The organism is Cytobacillus depressus (assembly GCF_008923245.1).
Taxonomy (GTDB): Bacteria; Bacillota; Bacilli; order Bacillales; family Cytobacillaceae; genus Cytobacillus; species Cytobacillus depressus.
In genome coordinates, this window is the sequence record NZ_WBOS01000007.1 from 65,357 (window position 1) to 86,261 (window position 20,905).

Here is a 20,905-nt window from a genome sequence, read left to right on the forward strand (position 1 = left end):
CCATGAACGGTTCATAGTTGCCGTTTTAACTGAAGTCTCACAAAAAACGAGTGCCATGAACGATTCATAGTAACCGTTTTGTCTGGAGACCACCAAAATCAAGAGCCATGGACCTCCCATAGTGATCATTTTTCCTGAAGTCCGCTAAAAGCGAGTTTCATGACTTATTCATAGTGTCCGTTTTGACGGGTGACTCTCCTAAACGAGCGTCATGAACGTTCCATAGTAACTGGATTTGTTCATTTATTGATTTGCTCTATAATTCGTATTCATTTTCCTCTTTTTAATGATTCAACACCTTTGACAGAAAATCTTTCGCCCGCTCCGTCTCTGGATTAGAAAAGAAATGCTCTGGCGGAGCTATTTCTACAATCTTTCCATCGGCCATGAAGACAATTTGATCACAAATTTCTCGAGCAAACCCCATCTCGTGAGTGACGACCACCATCGTCATTCCGCTTGATGCCAAACCTCGAATCGCATCAAGCACCTCCTTGACCATTTCTGGGTCAAGTGCCGAAGTAGGCTCATCAAACAGCATGACAGTAGGATTCATTGCTAAGGCACGAGCAATAGCTACACGCTGTTGCTGGCCTCCAGAAAGCTGACCTGGAAATGAATTACATTTGTCTCCTAGCCCTAATGATGTCAGTAACTTTTTAGCATCTTCAACCGCTTGATCCTTTGGAATTCTTTTCACCTGTTTAGGAGCAATGGTCACATTCTCAAGAGCGGTCAAATGAGGATACAGATTAAACGATTGAAACACAAAGCCGATATCAGAACGAAGTTTGTTTATGTTCGTTCGTTTATCGTGAACAGAAGTACCGTCTACGATAATTTCACCAGACTGAATGTTCTCAAGTGCATTAATGCTGCGTATAAGTGTGCTTTTCCCAGCCCCGCTGGGTCCGATTAAGGCATATACATGGGATTCTGGTACTTCCAAGTTAATATCTTGTAGTACATTGTTACTCCCGTAATTTTTATTTACTTGTTTAATTTGAATCATTGGAAGTCTCCCTTTGCATTTTAGTTAAAAATGAAAAGTTAATCCGATACGCGATAACGACGTTCTAGTCTATTAATGATATGAGAAAGGAAAAAAGTGATACAGAAGTATATGATTGCAATCGATGTCCACACTTCTAGCGCTTTAAAAGATGTAGCAACTAAATTTTTTGCAACTTGTGTTAAATCAACGACTGAGATGACAGATACTAGAGAAGAATCTTTGATCAATGTAATAAACTGAGATGCCATAGGAGGTACGACTTTTCGAAATGCTTGCGGCAATATAATAAAGCGCATTGCTTGCATGCTTGTCATGCCCGAAGAGCGGGCCGCTTCCATTTGACCACGAGGGATCGCTTGAATTCCAGCTCTAACGATTTCCGCAATAAATGCAGCTGAAAAAATACCTAATGCCATAACGCCTGACCAAAAAGGACCCAATTTCAAAAATTTCCCTAACACGAAGTACATCCACATTAACAGAACGAGTAATGGAACGCCACGGATAAATTCCACATAGCTCACCGCAATTGAGGAAATAATCCGATTTTTCGAAACCCGGCAAAGACCTAGCAATATTCCTAAGGGAATGCTTAATAGAAGCGCAAATGCCGAAAGCTCCAAAGTGATTAGCAGTCCCTTCATTAATAAACCCCAATTACCCGTAACAACATCCCAACCGGAGCTACCCATCGTTATTAAACCTCCTCATCCCTAACCCCTCCATACAAAACGTTCTTATTTGTCCTGAACTTCGTCAAGCCAATCGGTAGAATTAAACCACTTGTTGATCGATTTCTGATCTTCGAGACCATTTCGATAAGAAGCAAGGAATGAATTAAGCCATTGAATAGTCGCATGATCATTTAATTGAACAGCTATACCAAGGTTTTCGCTTGACAGTAATTCATAAATTCCGCGAATCGAGTCACTATTTCGAGATTCATACATGCGAACGGCTGGGTCATCGCCAACGACAGCATCTGCTTGCCCCTGCTTCACAGCCAATGCAGCATTAGTAAAGCCTTCAAAATCAAGAACTTCAGCATTTTTAAACAGCTCTTTTGCTAAAAGAGCACTAGTTGACCCTTGGGAGACTGTAATCTTTTTGCCTTTTTTGTCTAAATCTTGCCAGCCTTTCGTAGTGGTGTCTGTTTTGGGAAGTAAAAGAACTTGACCTGATGTGTAGTATGGATCGGTGAAGCTAACAGCAAGTGCACGATCTCCACGAATCGTCATCGTCGAAATGACCAAATCAATTTCTCCAGTCTGAAGAGCGGGAATAAGACCGCTAAACTCAAAATCTCTGAATTCAACTTCCACATTTAACGCTTTTCCTATCGCACGGCCAAGGTCCATATCATAACCAATAAAATCTCCCTTTTTATCCTTCATCTCAAAAGGAGCATAGCCGGCAGAAGTTCCAATCACTAGCTTTTTCTTATCCAATACTTTTTGAATCGTTGAAGGGACGCTTACTCCTGTACCAGCATCTTTCGTACACCCCGTCATAAACGCTAAAAGAATTACTAAAAATAATAACAACACTTTCCTCATCATACTTCCCCCTCAAATAAGAATAATTACGAATGTCCATTTGCATGGGATGTTCAACAGTTAAAGGCCTGTCCACTAGCAATTTAACTGTGGATTCGAAACAAACGGAAATCATCTCCTACCTTTTACATTAAAGCTCATCTAACTTAATTAGCCTCCTTTTACTAGTACACTTGTTTTATATAAACCAGTAAATAACCGGATTATATTTAATAGATTTTTAGAGAATTCCTTTAAATCAATGCTTAATTTTCTGTAGCTTTCTGCATATTATCTTAGGGAAATCTTTCTCATAAATTTTCATGTCGCACCGGACTATTTATACTTTAAAATCTTAAATTTATTATTGTTTATATAGTAATTCTATAATTAATTGTAAATTATAACTTTTCGGAATTATATGTATATTATAAACAAAAATAGATTAAAGTAAAAATAAATTTTTGTATTACTTATCAATATAGAAAAACACCCTCCTTCGCCTGAACAGAGGGTGCTGAGAACTTATGCATTGACTGCAGATTTTTCTTGTTTCTCAATCTCAGTAATAATAATATTTCTCTTTGACATTTCTTCGATATATTCCTTCCCTGGTACAATTTGCTCTGGAGGATGTACGCCTTTTTTAATAATTGTTTCATTTCCAATCATTTGCGCTACAACAGAAATGGTATTGGCAGTCGCCCGTGCCATGGCCGTTACGTTATTTGCCCGATCTTTAAATGTCGTCATTTCATATTCGTACGCCGTTTTTTGGCCATTTTTCTCGCCTTTAACAATTACACGAAGTAATACGGCATCATCTTTATCCTTTAAGTCGACAATCGGGTCAAGAACCTTTAATAGTACTTCTCTAGGTTTCACCGTTTGCCCTCTTACCTCCACCTCATAATCGTTACGGGTCAGATTAAGGTCAACGAGCAATTTGAATTTCTCGGCATGACCTGGGTAGCGGATCGTTTTATATTCTAATTCATCTAATTGTGGGTATGAATAAGGCAGCGTCGAAGTCCCGCCAGATGTATGAAAGGCTTCTAATGGACCAAATTGCTCAAAATAAATTTTTTCCACTTCTGATAGTGAAGGGACTTCCTGCTTTACTCCGTTGCGGATGATTAAAGATGAATCTGTATAGTGATCAAATAATCCTTCCATTGAAAAAACATGATTATATTCTAGCGGGGCTTCAGGTTTAACAGGGATCCCGCCAACATACATTTTGATTGATTCGATTTTGTCAAGCTTGCTTCCGCCGTAGCCCGCCAAAATATTAATCATACCGGGCGCAACTCCTAAATCAGGGATTATCGTTGATTGTGAAGTTTCCGCCTTTTCCTTCAACTCCATTATCCGATCAGTTATATGACCAATATGTCCGCCGAGGTCAACGGAACTTACTCCCACTTCAATAGCTGTTCTCGCTACAATTTCATTGAAAGAGTAAAATAATGCATTGACAACAACATCATATTGACGTATAAATTGTGCAAGCTCTTTTCGATTACCGGCATCGACTGAAAACGCCTTTATCTTTGGTGACTGAAGCTGAAAGCAGACTTGTTGCGCACGGGCAAAATCAATATCCCCTAACCCTACTGCCTCAACTCCAGCACTTTGCACTAAATCACGGGCCACTTCTTTCCCCATTAATCCAGATCCTAATACAGCTACTTTCATATGATGCTACCTCCTTATATTTGCTAGAATTCACCGTAATTTATAGTTAAAGATGCTGATCTTATTGTAAATTATTAATTTTCGGAATAATATATACATAATACACAAAAATAGATAAAATAAATGGTGTAATATTTGTTTTTTTTTCCAAAGCGAAAGCTTGCAGGTTGAAAAACAAAGGAAGGACGGCAAACAATGAAAATACTTGAACATATTGCACAAGATATTGTTGAAAAGACAAGTGAAATTTTGCAGTATCCGATTAGTATAACGGATGATAAAGGGTATATCATTGGAGCAACGGACAAATCCCGCATTGGAATTTTTCATGAGCCTTCACTTGAGGTGATTAAGAAGAATATTATGATAGATTGCAAGAGTGAAATTGAAAAAAGAATCTTGCCAGGTGTTTCTGTTCCCATAAAGTTCAATAGTAAGGTAATCGGAGTACTTGGGGTTGTAGGCGAACCGAGAGAAGTTGAGAAATATGGTCAATTGGTTAAAAATCAAGTTGAAATGTTGTGTCAGGAAGCCTTTAGGAAAGAAATGGTCGAATTAAAAGAAAAAATGATTGAAGTCTTTGTTCATCAAATCATCCACTATAAAGAAAATGAAGAAAACGACCACATTTTAAATTACGCCAACTTGTTAGATATTGAGATGGACAAGGATCAAGTATGTCTACTAATCGATATACATTCTCTTTCTGAAAAAATTTCTGCTGGTAATTTCCCGTTAGCCTATTTTCAAAGAGAAGTTTTGGACTTTCTAAATTTATTATTTCAAGAAAACAAAGGAGATATTGTCTCGTTTTTAAATATTGAACGCTTTATCATTATTAAATCATTGCCTTTTTATGATTCGTATTCATCTTTTATGAAAAGATTGGACGAAAAACTTGGGAAGTTAAATTCATTTCTAGAGTCAAAGTATCAGGTTTCTGCCTGTATGGCCGTTGGAGATATTAGTCACGGAATAAAGGAAGTTTCCGAGTCTTATAATAATGCAAAAAAAGCTATGAGTATCGGAATTAGCTCAAGTCAAACTTCTAATATATATATATATAATGAACGAGAAATTATGCTTCATCTCTTGCCAAAAGATCTCTCAGCAACCTATAGGAAAAAGCTGATGAAGATCATTGCTCCATTAGTCGAACATGATAGTTATGATGTTCTATCTTCCACTTTTATCGCTTATTGTAAAAATAATATGAAATTAAGTGAGGCTTCTAGAAGTTTGTACATACATCGAAACACAACGATTTATCGACTTGAAAGAATTAGTGAGATCACGTCTCTTAATACGAGCAATTTTGAACATTGTATGCTCTTGTATACCGCTATTCAGTGCTACGAGGAAAAATAAAAAAGATAGTAGAAACAAACAAACCTGAAAACAAATTCTATCAGGTTTGTTTGTTTTTTTATTTCCTCCCCCCTTCCCTTCGATTCTGCTCTTTCATCAATAATAGAGTTTAATCGGCCGGCAATTGTAATAATGTTCTCAATCCCCGCTTTCTAACCCCCTATATTTTCCATCGGTAAAAATATAATAAATTTAAGGCGTATATATGGAAATTTTTTGTGAATGTTGCACGTAGAAATACATTTTAAAGAACTATATAGTTTAAATACAAATAAAACATCTTCACTTAGAAGGGCGGTGAGCAGATGTTTGATAGCGCTTTCATATATCTGTCAGCTTGATTAATTTTTTTCAATGATCATGAGTTTTTTTATGAAATTTAAAAAAGGAGTGTGATCGCCAAGTGAAAGATAATCAGGTAGTCTGGTCGTCGAGAATTGGCTTTATATTAGCTGCAATGTCGATGGCTGTTGGGACAGGGAATATTTGGAGATTCCCACGAATGGTAGCAGAACATGGGGGCGGATCATTTTTAATCGGCTGGGCACTATTTTTATTTCTTTGGTCACTTCCGTTAGTTATGGTAGAAATATTTATTGGCAGAAGAAGCAGAATGGGTACCGTAGGTTCATTTCGGCAATTCATAGGTGAAAAACTGGCCTGGTTTGGACCGTTTGTTACACTCGTTCTAATTGGAATTACTTTCTACTATTCTGTTGTTGTGGGCTGGACTTTTAAATATTTATTTTTAGCTCTAAAAGGATCTTTATCATCTGTATCTAATCCTACAGAATTATGGGACAGCTTTGTTGGCAATCCACTTGAACCTGTCATGTATCATTTTCTAGCTATTGGAGTCTCTGGCCTTGTTGTCTATATTGGAATTACAAAAGGAATAGAAAGAATGGCCAAAATATTTCTTCCATTACTTTTTCTTATGTTAATTTTCACAGCCATACGCTCTATTACATTACCAGGAGCAATGGAAGGCCTATCATATATGTTTACTCCGCAATGGGAATATTTAGGCAAGGCATCTACTTGGATTCAAGCATTATCGCAATCTGCATGGTCAGTTGGAGCCGGTTGGGGATTATATGCGACGTACGCCATTTACACAAAAAAACGTGACGATATAGCACAAAACTCACTTACTGCTGGCCTTGGAAATAACGCTGTTGAATTATTAGCAGGGATGACTATTATTCCTGCAATCTTTGCACTAGCCCCTTCACAGGAGTATATCTCACAAGCTACTAGTTCAGGCAATGTCGGAATAACATTTATATACATGGTGGAATTACTCAATGTCATGCCGCAAAAATATTTATTTGGAGTTGCGTTCTTTGGTGCTTTAGCATTTGCAGCCTTTACTTCTTTAGTTGCGATGGTCGAATTAGTGACAAGAAATATATCGGATCATGGAATCAAAAGAAATAAAGCCATTGCCATAACAACTATACTAATTTTTATTGGTGGAATCCCATCTGCAATCAATATGTCTTTTTTCAACAATCAAGACTGGGTATGGGGAATCGGATTATTATTTTCTTGTTTTCTTTATGCATTTGCAGCCATTAAGTATGGTGTGGCCAAAATGAAAGATGAAATCAATGAAGTGAGCTTTATTAAAATCAATAATTGGTGGGTATATTCGATTAAATATTGCATCCCCGTCTTATTCGTCATCTTAACTTCCTGGTGGCTATATCAAGCAACAATATGGTATCCAGACACATGGTGGAAACCTTTTGAAGAGGCAAATGTAGGAACTGTCGTATTGCAACTAGGGATTATCTGTTTAATCGCTCCGTTAATTCTTCGTTTTAAACAAAGGATAAGGAGCTCAGTAAAAGAAGAAGGATTGGCTGATTCAGAATTTGTGAATACTCCAAAGACTCGCGATGTTAAGGAGGGTATGTAATGGGGATTTCTTCAATTATTATGATGATATTGATTTTAGGTGTCTTTTGGGGCGGCTTCTCATTTATGGTATATAGAACGCTAACGACTAAGTATGACAGGGAATGATAGTAAAAAACAATAGCCAGTGGGCATGATGTCCACTGGTCTTTTTACTAGTTTATTTACTTCTTTTGAAAACACCTTTTTGAAATATGATCACAAACATTCTTAGAAAAAGCCGTAATATGGCCTTTGGCTAGTTGAAAAATGAAGCCATTTAATCATTGTGATAAAATCATATACAGGAAGCTTCACTGATCGTTGGATATCTGCTGCATAAGGCGGCATATCACTGCACTCTAAAAGTATCGCCCCGATATCTGGGTGTTCAGTCACCATGCTAATTGCAGCCTCCACTACTTCCTGACGTACTTTTTCATTATCAAATGAACCCCTATTTTCAAGGATTGCGGAAAATTCTTCTTCTTGACTCAAATCTCTTATTATTAGGTTGCCTGTGTTAGTCACACCACAACTTTCGAATAATTTTTCAGTTAGTCCAGCTTCATAAGCTGTTAATATACCTATTTTTTTTGATGACTTTAACCCTGTCCTTATCCATGGTATTTGGATAACACTAGACAAATAAACTGGGATATCGACTGCTTCAGCTACTTTATCTTGAAAGTTTCCAAAGAAGCCACAAGCTGCACTTATTGCTCTAGCTCCTTCCGCCTCTAATTCCTTTGCAGCATCAATGATACTATCTAACAATGTTGAATCTCCTGAAAGAAGATTGGCCGTATGACACCCAGAAACTACTTTTAATTGAACAGGAAAATCATAAGTTTCAAGATTCGCAACATTCCCAGGAATAACTGGATACCAACAAGCGTCTAAATAAAGAATTCCAACTGAAAAACCTGTGACATATTGCCCTTTTTTTTGATAAACCATTCTAGTCTGTTTTTCCTCTCCAATATAGTTATAACCCGTTTTCTGACAAGATTTAATAATCAAACAGTCTCAACCCCCTTTAAAAAATGCCTTCATTAATATTACATAAATATATAACGGTCTTTTTTGCTATTTATCAAATGAGTCTAAAACCTAGACTCATTTGATAATTTACTAACAAAATATATTAGTAGATTGCATCTTCAATGACTAATTCATTTTCTGCAAATCGTTCCACCCTTAATGGTTTTAAATCAAGCGTTTCGTATTCTCCTGTTCGAATGAGTTCAGATAAGCACTTCCCAACCGCAGGCGCTTGCTGCATTCCATGTCCGCTAAATCCGAAAGCAACAAAGTATCCTTTCATTGCTGGATATTCTCCCAAAATGGCATTATGATCTTTTGTGTTAAAATCATACAAACCAGACCAGCCACGTTCAATTTTCGCCTTTTCAAAGTTATTGATCCGGTTGGCAAGTACTGGCCAAATATTTTCAACGAAGGCAGACCTGCTCCACTTAAAAGTAATACTTGGTTCAATTTCCTCAGCATAGCCGGAAATAAACTTTTCACCTTCATGACGGAAGTATACGCCTGTTGGATCCATCGTTAATGGGAGGTATCTTTTCAATGGTTTTTCGATATCAAACTGAAAAATTTGTCGCGGAAGGGGTACCACTGGTAAAGGAAGGTTCGCTTTTTCACTTAGTATTGAAGCCCAGGCACCTGCACAATTCACTACAATTGGAGCAAAATATTCACTGCCATTAGCAAGCCTTACCCCTTTGATTTGATCCTGCTCTGTCAATAGGCTGTCAACTTCATCGTATACATATTCAGCACCTAATTTCTTTGCATACTTTATATATCCTTGCATAACTGAGTATGGGTCTAAGTAACCACTTTCATTACAATAAAGTCCACCAGCAAGGTCATTAATATTTAGTTCAGGTATGATCTTTAACAATTCATTTCCTTCTAGTAATTGTGAGTTGATACCGTTTTCATTTTGAAGCTTTAAATGTTGTTCAAATCGTAACATCATTTCATCTCTTGCTAGGAATAAATACCCTCTTTGTTTAAAATCAATTTCAACTTCTTCTCCATCAATAGCCATATCTTTTGAAAAATTCTTATAGATTTGTAAACTGTATTTACTTAACTGCATATTTATCACTGTTGTGTAAAGTTGTCTAAAGCCCCCAGCACTTCTTGGAGTCGAGGCAAATTCATAAATTCCATCCTTTTCAAAAACTAATACTTTACCATTGAAGCCATCATTCAAAAGATTGTAAGCAATACTTGAGCCGATTACTCCCCCACCTATAATGATAATGTCTGCCTTATTTTTCATTGATGAACCCACCTTTCATTCCAATATAAACCTATTAATACCAATGTACTAATTTCTTTTAAAGCAGACTACGGGCAATTTCCACAAATTATTGAATATTATTAATTATTTTAATAGTAAAATTATACAAGGGATTTAACATTTAATGAAGAATTCATTATTATACAGAATATTTTAAAGGACATTTTGGCTATAGAATGCGAGCGGATTGTTTTCTCCTAGTGAGTGCCATTTTTTAAGCAGACGCTGCACTCTGGATATAATTCAAGTTTCGGACGATATGAACAACTTCATTAATTAGAGCCATTCTTATATATAAAAGAGGTGAACGGTTTGTACTTTTTAGAAGATATAGCTCAAACTATCGTTGAGAATACGACAAAAATTATCGGATATCCAATTAGCATTACAGATAATAAGGGATTCATTATTGGATCAAGTGATTCAAACCGTTTGGGCAGTTTCCACAAAGCCTCCATCGATGTATTAGAAAAAAAGGAAGCTATTAGTTATGACTTTAATGATGTAAAGAAATTCCGAAATGTACTTCCTGGAATTGCCACACCGATAATAATAAATAACGCATCGATTGGTGTTCTTGGGATAATAGGGGATCCTGCCGAGATAAAAAAATATGCCCAGCTTGTTAAAAGCCATGTTGAATTAATGTGCCTTGAATATTTAAAGAAAGAAATGAGTGTTCTTGAATCTAAAACGCTTGATAATTTTATCCAATACCTTTTGAATTCTGTAAAAACAGGCGATTCAGAGTACCTCGTTCGGTATGGGAAGATGCTTGGCTTTAATCTAGATTTGGATATAAGTCGAGTGTGCATACTAATTGAAATTGATATGCTTTTGAATAGCTTTTCTATACAGCAAAAAAATCATTGTCCAGATAAATTTGCATGGCAATTTCTCCAGAACAATTTAATAGATACTTTAAAATTTTATCTATTCGACAACGAGGAAGACTTGATTTCCTTGTTAACTTTAGATCAATTTATCGTCATAAAAACAAAAAACACGGACGAAGCTCATGATCTTTTTATTAAACGGATGGAGCACAATATCCAAAGAATGGCGAAATACGTAAAAACAAAATTTAATTTAACTGCAAGTATCTCCATAGGCAGTGTAAATAAGGGCATCCGAGGGATTAAAGAATCTTACCAAGATTCTTTGAAAGCGTTAATAGCAGGGAAAAAGACTAAAATCTCACCTGAAATTTATTATTACAATGACTGGAACATTATGTTAGAACTTCTTGCAAATGGCCTAACCCCTTACATTTCTGATAGACTCACTGAGAGAATAGATGATTTTTTAAAACATGTGAATTACCCTACTCTGTCATACACTTTTCTTACTTATTGTAAGGCCAATATGAATTTAAGTGAAACCGCACGGATTTTATTTCTCCACCGAAATTCATTGGTATACCGACTAGAAAAAATTAAAGAACTAACCTCTTTAGATATTGCCAGTTTTGAGCATTGTCTTCTATTATATTTTGCTATAAAAAATTCAGAAACAGTGAATAAACCTTGGAGAATCGACGAGCAAAATACTACCGAGAGAACTATTACTCAGTAATCGATCAAATTGCCGTTGTTAAATACCATCTAATCCAATAATAAAAAAACCTGTATTCCTTGTTGCAGTAAAAAAAGCAAGGAATACAGGTTATATAATAATTGTGAGAAGAGTAAGAAAAACTCGAACCTGAAGGTATAAGAAAACTCGGGCTCGAGTTTTCTTATATGAATCATTTTTACTTTGTATTTACTATTAACCAGCTTTTTGTAGATTAATAATTATCAATTTGGGCTCTTTGTAATTTCCCGCTATAATCGACATAGATGGATTTCCATTCTGTGTATACATCTAATGATGCTACTCCAGAGTCACGGTGGCCGTTGCCAGTTCCTTTCGTTCCGCCAAATGGCAGATGTATTTCAGCACCTGTCGTACCGGCATTCACATAAACAATTCCCGTATCAAGATCTCTCATTGCTTGAAAGGCACGGTTTACGTCAGCAGTATAAATCGCACTTGAAAGGCCAAATTCCACACTATTATTCACTTCAACAGCCTCTTCTAAGCTTTTTACTGAAATAATGGAAGTAACAGGTCCAAAAATTTCTTCTTTTGCAATTCTCATGTTAGGTTTTACATCTGTAAAAATGGTTGCGGCATAGAAGTTTCCTCTATCTAAACCATTTTCTGTTACGATATGACCTCCAACTAAGAGCTTAGCACCTTCATTGATGCCGATTTTCACATATTCATCAATACGTTCAAGTGAGGAGCGATTGATTACAGGGCCAACTTTCACTGATTCATCAAGACCATCCCCTAACTTTAATTCAGAGATCCGCTCAACTAGCTTACTTTCAAGCTTTTCTTTCACGCTTTCATGAACAATTACCCGACTTGTCGCTGTACACCTTTGTCCGCTTGTCCCAAACGCTCCCCATAAAATTCCGTCAACAGCAAGGTCTATATCTGCGTCTTCAAGGACAGTAACTGCGTTCTTTCCGCCCATTTCTAAAGAAGTTCTCTTTAACAAGCCGCCAGCCTTTTCATTAATTTGTTTCCCTACTTCATTGGAGCCAGTGAAGGAGATTAAATCGATATCTGGATGGTCAACCATGGCATTTCCTACAACACTACCGGAACCATTTACTAGATTAACAAGTCCTTTTGGTAGCCCTGCCTCTTCATAAATCCGAACAAATTCTTGAGCAACACCCGGTGTTTCAGTCGCAGGCTTCCAAACAACCGCATTTCCAGAAACAAGTGCAGGAAGGGACTTCCAAGACGCGATCGCAATCGGAAAATTCCATGGTGTAATTAAACCGGCAATTCCAATTGGCACGCGAACACTCATCGCGAACTTATTGCGAAGCTCGGACGGAACTGTATCTCCAAAAAGCCGTCTCCCTTCTCCAGCCATATAATAGGCCATATCAATGGCTTCTTGTACTTCACCCCTTGCTTCATCAATGACTTTTCCCATTTCGCGAGTCAAGATTTGTGCCAATTCTTCTTTTCTTTCCTTAAGCAAATGAGCAACCTTATAAAGGAATTCGGCACGTTCTGGTGCGGGCACTAAACGCCAAGATTTTTGCGCTGTTTTAGCCGCTTGTACGGCACGATCCACATCTTCTGCTGTTGATTGTACAACCTCTCCTAATACCTCTCCATTTGCTGGGTTCGTTACAGTGACAAATTTATTTGATGATGATGCGCTCCATTCACCGTTTATAAAATTCAAATATTTTTTCATTTTTACCTCCACATAGTTTTATAGATTATTCTTGAATATTTTTAGATAGTATTAACTTATTTTAATTTTAAGCTTTTGTTTAATTCGATCTATTGCTTCATATAGCCTTTCAGTGGGCACAGATAGGGATACTCGGAAATAGCCTTCGCCCCCTGAACCAAAGGCATTGCCCGGTGTAATAATCACTCCTGTTTGTTCGAGTACACTCGTGGCAAATTCAGTAGACGTAAACCCTTCAGGAACAGGCGCCCAAATAAAAAAACTTCCCTTTGGCGGATCGACTTTTATGCCAATGGATGCTAGTCCAGCAATCATCGCTTCCATTCGTTCTTTATAGATTTGATTATGTTTTGACACGCAGCTTTGATCACTATTAAGAGCATGCGCAGCAGCTAGTTGGATAGGTGTAAATTGTCCCGTATCCATATTGCTTTTGAGGACAGCCAATGATTTAATGATGTCTTTATTGCCAACAACATACCCAATGCGCCATCCTGTCATATTATATGTTTTTGAAAGAGAGCCAAATTCTACCGCAATCTCCTTCGCTCCTTCGGCTTGAAGAATACTTGGAGCTTTATATCCATCAAAAGTGACCATATTATAAGCTGAATCATGAGCGATCGGAATTTGATTCTCCTTAGCGAATGAAACGGCCCGCTCAAAATGCTTTAAGTCTACGGTTGCCGCCGTTGGATTGCCGGGATAATTCAAAAACATGAGCTTTGAACGAGTCAGAATGTCCTTCGGGATTGAATCAAATTCTGGTTCAAAATTATTCTCTTCCTTTAATAGCATGCTATAAGACTCACCACTTGCCAAATGTGTAGCCATTCGATAAACAGGATAGCTTGGATCCGGAATAAGAACAACATCACCCGGATCAATTAAGGCAGGAATTAAGTGGCCAATGCCTTCTTTTGAACCAATTAAGGCAAGAACTTCAGTTTTCGGATCAAGCTTTACTTTATATTCCCTTTCATAATAATCAGCAACAGATTTTCTAAATTCTTCATGTCCGATGAAACTTGGATATTTGAAATTTAGCGGATGCTGCATTTCTGCTATTAGTTTTTCGACAATATGATTTGGTGTAGGTAGATCAGGATCCCCTATACCTAAATCGATCACATCGATTCCGGTTTGTATCATCGCTTCTTTTTTCTTATTTATTTCAGCAAATAAGTATGGAGGAATTTGACCAACTCTATCAGACTGAAAAACCATTTGCGAACTCACCTCTCTTTTATGAAGTTAGAAAGTTTATTATCGTATGGTTAAAATTTACACGTTTATCGTCTCATTAACTATAGCTGTTTTATACAAAAATAAATGGAATTTCCGTGCTAATTCCGTATGAATTATACAAAGAAAAAAGGACTCCCAAGAAGCCCTTATATTCATGCACTATTTAAACCAGCCCATACGCCAAAAGACAAAAATTAAAAATGAACCGATCAGCAACATGATTCCAAGAACCCCGAAATAAGCCCAATGCCATGAAAGCTCAGGCATAAATTCGAAGTTCATCCCATAAATGCTCGCGATAAAAGTTAACGGAATGAAAATAGAGGTGATAACTGTCAATGTTTTCATAATATTATTCATGCGATCTGAATTTAAAGAAATATAGCTGTCTCGGAGATCCTTTGTCATTTCGCGATTCGACTCAATCATATCTGATAGCTTTAGTAAATGATCAGAAATGTCCATGAAATACATTCGTTCATCTTTCGGAATTATAACCCTTTCAGAATTCAATATTCGATACAACAATTCCCGCATCGGAAAAATCGTTCTGCGGAGCTTTAATAATTGACTCCGGATTTTAAAGACCTCGTTCATTAAATTTTGGTTAGCATTTTCTAATTCAATAGCGCTTAACTCATCCTCAATTTTATATACGGCCGGAAAATACTCATCTACTATTTTGTCCATTAATTGATAAAACAGGTGCAAAGCTCCTCGTTCATAAGGAAAGCCGCTCGCTAATAATTTTTGCCGCACCATCGTAATTTCCGGAGAAGGTGTTAAATGAAAGGTTACAATAAATTTTTCTCCAACAAATATATCCACTTCTTCATGTAAAAGGGTATGTTGATTTAATGTATGAATCACATAAAAATCATACCCCTCATAATAATCAAGCTTTGGCCGTTGCCGTAAATGCAGGCAATCTTCAATTGCTAAAGGATGAAATTGAAAATGTGTTTTAAGAAGAGCCGTTTCATCTTCAGTTGGAGATTCAAAGTCAATCCAAAACCATTTAATATGATCGGCAAATAATTGCTCAATCGGCAAACCCTCTATTAGCTGTAAGTTTTCTGTTACTGCAAAGGAACGTATCATACCGATAAAATCCTCCTAATAAAATGTAGTTTGCACAGGCTTGGAGGAAACATGCTTTTTTTAAATAAAAATGGATTTCAAGTCAGATATTTCGATAAATAATCAAATTGTGAAACCACTATAGATTATGCTTGTGATGTTAACGGATGTTTAATAAATTTAGGGAAAGTATCTTGTTCACCTTCTCTTACAAAAAGCACTTCACTTCCGGTGTAAAGCTGCTTCTCAAATTTTATCCCTTCGTATTCTGGCGTATAGTGAAAAAAAACTTTATATGTACCCTTATTTGTTAATTTTGAAAGGACTACTTCAATTATAATTCCTTTCTTACTAACTAGATCGAATATATGAATCTCGTTTTCTTCTATCTTATATAGAACAATCATATCCTCATTTTCTATATAATAAACATCATTGGAGAAAACATTCATACAGTAAAACATTAATAACTCTTGGGTGTTTTCAGTTCCGAATGTCTTGGATAAAGGAATTCTTTCCGATGAAAAATCATAAATAAATTGCAGATCTTTTCGGTTCTTCCCATCCAGCTTACGGATTTCGGAATGGACAGGTTGATTATTTGTAAACTCCATAGAGTATTGATACTCTTGAACTGGTCGGAACCCAAATTTTGGATAGAAATTTAAAACATTGTGGTTGGCTAATAAATACATAAAATCATATTTGCCAGCAAATTCATTTAAAATATGGTTCATCAATTTTGTTGAAAGACCTTTTTTGCGGTAATCGGGATGCGTCATGACCGTCCCAACTTGTAGGGCGCTTTTTTTCTCCCCGCTAACGATTAAATTAATCAGATTGATCGAAACATTTGCGATTATTTTATTACCAGCAGCTAAAGAATAAGGTATATATTTTTCTGTCCAAAAACCATGCTCGTACCAGCTATGAAAATGAATACCAAACACTTGTGTTGCAAGGTCGAAAAAACTATTCCTCATTTTCTCATTTTCTTGGTAATTTTTGATTAAATTTAGATTAGTCATCGATTTTTCTCTCCTATTAATAAAACAGTCTATACATACAATAAATCCCAAAAAACTCTTTTATCTATTCGCTAAAATGCATTCTGACAATAGATAGTTGCCCTGTATAACACGTCCGTATTTTTCGAATATTTCATATAATAATTATGAAAGCGAATAAATCAAGTGTCAATGTAGATTAACTTAACTCGAATGACTTGAAATATAAAAATATAAAAATATGAAAATATAAAAAGCGACCTTCTATTATTGAAGAGTCGCAATTTTAGTTAGAAATTCATACTAGTGGATTACTCGATAGTTATTGTCCCTTTAAACGATGTTTGATCCAATTCAAATTCATATGTTCCACTATTCGGTTTATTGATAATAAATATATTGTCTCCTTCGCTTAATTCAGCATCAATGCCTAAATCACCTGAAACAAGCCTTAATCCATCCGCCAAATGAGAATCCACATGAAGGGTGATTTTCATCACGGTCCCTTCTGCAAAAATGGTATTTATCGGGCTAAGTCCGGAAGCAGTCACTTCGATTGTCCCTTCTTGGAGATCGTTCTCTTCGTCAAGAGTGGCATACTGTGTTTGCGGCTGACCAATTTGAGTTGTGCTGAAATCATCCTTCTTTAAGATGATGAAAAATGATAAAGTAAAAATGCTGATGGATAGTATAAGTGTAACAATATAGGCATATTTTTGTTTCAGTGGTTTCACAGGCATTTTCGTTAATGTGTTTTGATGACTCATTTCACCTGACTGTCTATCAATCATCCTTTGCAATAAAAATAGGAAAATAACGAAAACCGTATCAGTGATCAGGATGACTTTATTGGAAGTAAATAGCATTACTCCAAAAACCGAGCCGACCATTGCCCCTGCTAATCCAGCTAACACGCTGTTTAATAAGGCTACCAAGCTAACCCTTTTTCCTGAGAAATAACCGACACAGCTAGCAAATATAGAAGAAATAAGCAAAGACAACATAAGTTGATGATCAAAGGTTTGAGCGGATACGATTCCCATGACGATACTTGCAAGGAACGCACCTGTCATGGAGAAGGTCATCCCCATCGTTTCCTTCATCTTTCCTGTTTTTTTAGAAAAATAAAGAATATGATATGTTACTATTAGTAGGATCAGAATCATACTGCCGTAATTGAACAGCACAACAATCACTCCCTATCCAATCAAAGTTTACTAGCAAAATCCCAATCAGGATAAACGTATGCATCTTTCGGCGCTTCAATCGGTTCGATTGTTTCTATCTCTATTTTCATGACTGATTTATCATTATATATTGTTTTTCCAATCGTACCTGTCACAATTACCCACGTATCGTCTGCATATTCATTCGCTTGAGGAAATTCAGAAATGATTCCGAATGGGGCTACATCTGCAATACAGTGAGTCATTACCAATCTGTTCAAAATAAATTGCGACCCTTCCATACCTGGCTCACGATAGATGAATCCTTTCATTTGAATTTTTTTTCCGACAAAGTTATCAGAAAAAGTATCTAATGATAGAATTTTCTCCATGAACCATTCTTCCTTTAATTCGATAACATCTTGCTTATATAGCTGGATTCCTAGCTTCGCATAATCTCGATTATACTTATCAGTTTTAAACATTTCTTTTAACTCGGGATCTTCATTACCATCTACATGAACTAGTTCCCCAGATTGTTTACTGAATGAACCTCCACCTAGGTTCATTCCTTTCTTTTCAACTAAGGAACTAGACAAAGCGGCATTGGGAAGACAAAAACCTAACAACAACGGGAATAGGAATAAACAATAAATAATTGAATTTTCCCAAATGCTACGGGATGGCTCATGGCTATGACCGTGGTCATGGTCATGCCCACATTCACAAACGATCATCGGCCTTTTAAGCGAACAAAAGGCAATATAATATTGAAATCCGGAAACGACTAACAAACCTATGACAGCCAATTCTGCATAAATTTTAAGGTCTGGTGAAATATAGTAAAGAATATCACCCGATACTAATAGATAGATAATCAGCCCAGCAAACCCTAGCAAAATCGTTGCTCTTAAAAAATTGTGCATAACCGTGGAATTTACTTTTTTCATTGCTCAGTGCCTCCAATCCAAATTGTTCACTACAAAACAAACCACTCGAGCAGCAATGCACCTGCTAAAACGAAGAAAAACACCAACGCACTGAGTAAAATAACAAATCTAGGTTTGAAAACAGCCGACATCATTAAGATTCCTTTTAAATTAATCATTGGGCCAAACACCATAAAGACAACGAGTGAACTTTTTGAAAAGGTGTTCGTGAAAGACTGTGCGACAAATGCATCTGAAGTTGAACAAAGTGACAGAATAAACCCTAGTCCCATCATGAGTAAATTAGAACTTACTGGACCTTGACCGAGTGAGATCAATGTACTTTGAGCAACGATTGTTTGCAATAAACCGACAAGCATGGCGCCAAACACCAAATATTTCCCCATCTCAAAAAACTCACTTGTTGCATGGCCCATGACTTCAATGACTTTACTAGGACGTTTGCTCTTGTGACTTGAGTGTTGATGATGGTGCTTGGAATGCTTGAATTTTTCTTTATTTTGCTTATGGTGAATGGGTTCGTCATGATCTCTTAACTGATTCGTTTTCACCAATCGATAGACAATGAGTCCAACGACAAGCGCAACCAAAAAAGCGAGACCCATACGGGAGTACGTAATTTCTGGACGATTCCGAAAAGCGGTCCATGTAGACCAGAATACAATTGGGTTTAATATTGGACCGACTAAAATAAACGTGACAGCCGCATATAATGGCATTCCTTTTTTGATTAACTTACGAATAGCCGGAACCATCCCACATTCACAAATGGGGAAAATAATGCCGATGACGCTTGCCGTAATAATACCCAAAACGGGATTCTTCGGTATCATCCTCTTAATCGTCTGTTCAGATACGAAAACTTGTAGCAACGCCGATATAAAGACACCAATTAAAATAAAAGGCATGGCTTCTAAAATGATACTGATGAAGATCGTTTTAAATATTTGCAGTTGCGGATGAACAGGGATCGATCCAAGATCATTCGTTGAGAAAAAATATAAAATAAAAATAATGGCAAGGCATAGGAGCGCAAGGAAACTGCTATTCCATTGTTTCGGCGTTCTACGTTGAATGGTCTGTTTCAAGAATTTTCTCCCCACTTTCTGATTTATGCATACAACACACGTTCTACAAACCAAATAGCACCCAAAACAAAAGTCAGTATGGATCCAATGAAAATGACTCGCCTTGAATACTTCCAGCGGTGTAAAATTCCGAGCAGAGGCAACAGGAAGATGACAATCCCAAGTTGCACAGTTTCAATCCCAATGTTAAAACTAGCTAAATTTACGGCCTGCTCACTCTTCGGTATGTTCATCTCTTTTAAAATATCAGCAAATCCCATCCCATGTACCAATCCGAAGACAAAGGTCAGAATCCAGCGATAGGATACATTTTTCCGAATCAGGTTGTCAATCGCGACGTAACAAATACTTAGCGCAATTAGAGGCTCTACAATTTTAGGCGACAGGTCAATCCAGCCTAATACCGTTAGCGTTAAGGTTAAGCTATGTGCAATTGTGAAGGACGTGATTACTGCAGCATATTGTTTGAATGTTTGTCGTGCAATCAGCAGGGAAAACAGAAATAATAAATGATCAAAACCTTCAAGAATATGGTTCATCCCAAGTGTAAAGAAAGACAGCCAGCCTGATGTTGTTTTTTCCGTATCTGATGCTGTCTTTTCTACCTCATTTGTTTGCTTGCTTTCTACTTTTGGCTGTGTTTGATCATCCTGCTTTAAACCTGCATAATCTTCATCAGTGAGCTGCATTGCCCAAGCCCGATGATTCCCAGATATGGCTGCTGTACTTGTTTGCTCGCCATAATGAATGGTGAGTAAGTTGGCGTAGTTCGTTTTGGAATCACCTACATACAGATCATCTTTCAAAGAAACCGATTGAGATTCAGAAACTGGAGGATAAATGACACTCAGAATAATTTGCGTATCACTGCCTTTGCGATCTAGTGTGACACTTTCTACACTCGTCCACGATTTTTCTTCCCCATTCATTCTCAACGTGATGTTTTCTTTCAATGTTTCTATAAATTGATCACGGACAGCATCAAATTCTTCTTGTTCTAGCATGCCATTTTGATTAAGATCACCTTTTGTTAACTCAATGACAGACAGTTCATCAAGCGCATAAGTCATCTTCGTATACGATTTTGTCAACTGTAACGTTGTGTAGCTTGCGCTGTAAGGATGCGCATCAACGGATTGCATGGCAGGAAATAAAAATGCGAATAACATGATCGCAATACTTATCATAAAACGCTTCTTAAATTGCAACATGAATAATGTTGGCTCCCCTCTAGTTGACAGT

Annotated in this window: 17 protein-coding genes; 3 read left to right on the plus strand and 14 right to left on the minus strand. The window is 36.8% G+C overall.

The window, feature by feature from the left end; all coding sequences use genetic code 11:
• Positions 1–283: 283 nt before the first annotated feature.
• The 4 genes from F7731_RS15600 to F7731_RS15615 form a co-directional block, all read right to left on the minus strand.
• Complete coding sequence (locus F7731_RS15600; protein WP_151535710.1) at positions 284–1,012, minus strand: amino acid ABC transporter ATP-binding protein; 729 nt, start codon at positions 1,010–1,012, stop codon at positions 284–286.
• A gap of 38 nt (positions 1,013–1,050) precedes the next feature.
• Positions 1,051–1,707, minus strand: a complete 657-nt coding sequence (locus tag F7731_RS15605) for an amino acid ABC transporter permease (protein ID WP_151535711.1) — start codon at positions 1,705–1,707, stop codon at positions 1,051–1,053.
• A gap of 45 nt (positions 1,708–1,752) precedes the next feature.
• Positions 1,753–2,571, minus strand: a complete 819-nt coding sequence (locus F7731_RS15610) for a transporter substrate-binding domain-containing protein (RefSeq protein WP_151535712.1) — start codon at positions 2,569–2,571, stop codon at positions 1,753–1,755.
• A 504-nt stretch (positions 2,572–3,075) separates the two neighbouring features.
• Complete coding sequence (locus tag F7731_RS15615) at positions 3,076–4,248, minus strand: saccharopine dehydrogenase family protein (protein ID WP_151535713.1); 1,173 nt, start codon at positions 4,246–4,248, stop codon at positions 3,076–3,078.
• A gap of 195 nt (positions 4,249–4,443) precedes the next feature.
• Between F7731_RS15615 and F7731_RS15620 the strand changes: the two genes are divergently transcribed.
• Complete coding sequence (locus F7731_RS15620) at positions 4,444–5,616, plus strand: CdaR family transcriptional regulator (protein WP_151535714.1); 1,173 nt, start codon at positions 4,444–4,446, stop codon at positions 5,614–5,616.
• Between the two features lie 403 nt (positions 5,617–6,019).
• The gene (locus tag F7731_RS15625) at positions 6,020–7,540 is read left to right on the plus strand and encodes a sodium-dependent transporter (RefSeq protein WP_151535715.1); all 1,521 of its coding nucleotides are present in this window, start codon (positions 6,020–6,022) and stop codon (positions 7,538–7,540) included.
• Between the two features lie 209 nt (positions 7,541–7,749).
• Here F7731_RS15625 and F7731_RS15630 read toward each other — a convergent pair whose 3' ends face one another.
• Together F7731_RS15630 and F7731_RS15635 are read right to left on the minus strand one after the other, a co-directional pair.
• Entirely contained in the window at positions 7,750–8,541 is a 792-nt protein-coding gene (locus F7731_RS15630) for an aspartate/glutamate racemase family protein (RefSeq protein ID WP_246197236.1), read from the minus strand.
• A gap of 124 nt (positions 8,542–8,665) precedes the next feature.
• Complete coding sequence (locus tag F7731_RS15635; protein ID WP_151535716.1) at positions 8,666–9,832, minus strand: NAD(P)/FAD-dependent oxidoreductase; 1,167 nt, start codon at positions 9,830–9,832, stop codon at positions 8,666–8,668.
• Between the two features lie 333 nt (positions 9,833–10,165).
• On the opposite strand from F7731_RS15635, the gene F7731_RS15640 reads away from it, so the two are divergent.
• Positions 10,166–11,428 (plus strand): CdaR family transcriptional regulator, encoded by a 1,263-nt coding sequence (locus F7731_RS15640; protein ID WP_151535717.1) that lies wholly within the window; start codon positions 10,166–10,168, stop codon positions 11,426–11,428.
• A gap of 214 nt (positions 11,429–11,642) precedes the next feature.
• Here F7731_RS15640 and F7731_RS15645 read toward each other — a convergent pair whose 3' ends face one another.
• From F7731_RS15645 to F7731_RS15680, 8 genes are all read right to left on the minus strand, one after another.
• A complete protein-coding gene (locus F7731_RS15645; protein WP_151535718.1) occupies positions 11,643–13,124 on the minus strand; it encodes an aldehyde dehydrogenase family protein in 1,482 nt (493 codons plus the stop codon).
• Between the two features lie 51 nt (positions 13,125–13,175).
• On the minus strand, positions 13,176–14,351 hold the full coding sequence (locus F7731_RS15650; RefSeq protein WP_151535719.1) for an LL-diaminopimelate aminotransferase: 1,176 nt from the start codon (positions 14,349–14,351) through the stop codon (positions 13,176–13,178).
• Positions 14,352–14,531: 180 nt separating this feature from the next.
• A complete protein-coding gene (gene corA, locus F7731_RS15655; RefSeq protein WP_151535720.1) occupies positions 14,532–15,473 on the minus strand; it encodes a magnesium/cobalt transporter CorA in 942 nt (313 codons plus the stop codon).
• A 125-nt stretch (positions 15,474–15,598) separates the two neighbouring features.
• Positions 15,599–16,480, minus strand: coding sequence for a GNAT family N-acetyltransferase (locus F7731_RS15660; protein WP_151535721.1), 882 nt, complete (start codon positions 16,478–16,480; stop codon positions 15,599–15,601).
• A 290-nt stretch (positions 16,481–16,770) separates the two neighbouring features.
• Positions 16,771–17,646, minus strand: coding sequence for a hypothetical protein (locus F7731_RS15665; protein WP_151535722.1), 876 nt, complete (start codon positions 17,644–17,646; stop codon positions 16,771–16,773).
• A 20-nt stretch (positions 17,647–17,666) separates the two neighbouring features.
• The gene (locus F7731_RS15670) at positions 17,667–18,575 is read right to left on the minus strand and encodes a TIGR03943 family putative permease subunit (RefSeq protein ID WP_151535723.1); all 909 of its coding nucleotides are present in this window, start codon (positions 18,573–18,575) and stop codon (positions 17,667–17,669) included.
• A gap of 29 nt (positions 18,576–18,604) precedes the next feature.
• Positions 18,605–19,663 carry a permease gene (locus F7731_RS15675; protein ID WP_212031199.1) on the minus strand — a complete coding sequence of 353 codons (1,059 nt, stop codon included), beginning with the start codon at positions 19,661–19,663 and terminating at the stop codon, positions 18,605–18,607.
• Positions 19,664–19,686: 23 nt separating this feature from the next.
• On the minus strand, positions 19,687–20,874 hold the full coding sequence (locus tag F7731_RS15680; RefSeq protein WP_151535724.1) for a HupE/UreJ family protein: 1,188 nt from the start codon (positions 20,872–20,874) through the stop codon (positions 19,687–19,689).
• Positions 20,875–20,905 lie beyond the last annotated feature (31 nt).

What these genes read in the sequence shown, in the direction of transcription:
- F7731_RS15660 (WP_151535721.1), bottom strand. Translation starts at nt 16,480, where the DNA reads ATGACTAATCTAAATTTAATCAAAAATTACCAAGAAAATGAGAAAATG.
- F7731_RS15650 (WP_151535719.1), bottom strand. Translation starts at nt 14,351, where the DNA reads ATGGTTTTTCAGTCTGATAGAGTTGGTCAAATTCCTCCATACTTATTT.
- F7731_RS15610 (WP_151535712.1), bottom strand. Translation starts at nt 2,571, where the DNA reads ATGAGGAAAGTGTTGTTATTATTTTTAGTAATTCTTTTAGCGTTTATG.
- F7731_RS15645 (WP_151535718.1), bottom strand. Translation starts at nt 13,124, where the DNA reads ATGAAAAAATATTTGAATTTTATAAACGGTGAATGGAGCGCATCATCA.
- F7731_RS15615 (WP_151535713.1), bottom strand. Translation starts at nt 4,248, where the DNA reads ATGAAAGTAGCTGTATTAGGATCTGGATTAATGGGGAAAGAAGTGGCC.
- F7731_RS15620 (WP_151535714.1), top strand. Translation starts at nt 4,444, where the DNA reads ATGAAAATACTTGAACATATTGCACAAGATATTGTTGAAAAGACAAGT.
- F7731_RS15600 (WP_151535710.1), bottom strand. Translation starts at nt 1,012, where the DNA reads ATGATTCAAATTAAACAAGTAAATAAAAATTACGGGAGTAACAATGTA.
- F7731_RS15680 (WP_151535724.1), bottom strand. Translation starts at nt 20,874, where the DNA reads ATGTTGCAATTTAAGAAGCGTTTTATGATAAGTATTGCGATCATGTTA.
- F7731_RS15670 (WP_151535723.1), bottom strand. Translation starts at nt 18,575, where the DNA reads ATGAAAAAAGTAAATTCCACGGTTATGCACAATTTTTTAAGAGCAACG.
- F7731_RS15605 (WP_151535711.1), bottom strand. Translation starts at nt 1,707, where the DNA reads ATGGGTAGCTCCGGTTGGGATGTTGTTACGGGTAATTGGGGTTTATTA.
- F7731_RS15635 (WP_151535716.1), bottom strand. Translation starts at nt 9,832, where the DNA reads ATGAAAAATAAGGCAGACATTATCATTATAGGTGGGGGAGTAATCGGC.
- corA (WP_151535720.1), bottom strand. Translation starts at nt 15,473, where the DNA reads ATGATACGTTCCTTTGCAGTAACAGAAAACTTACAGCTAATAGAGGGT.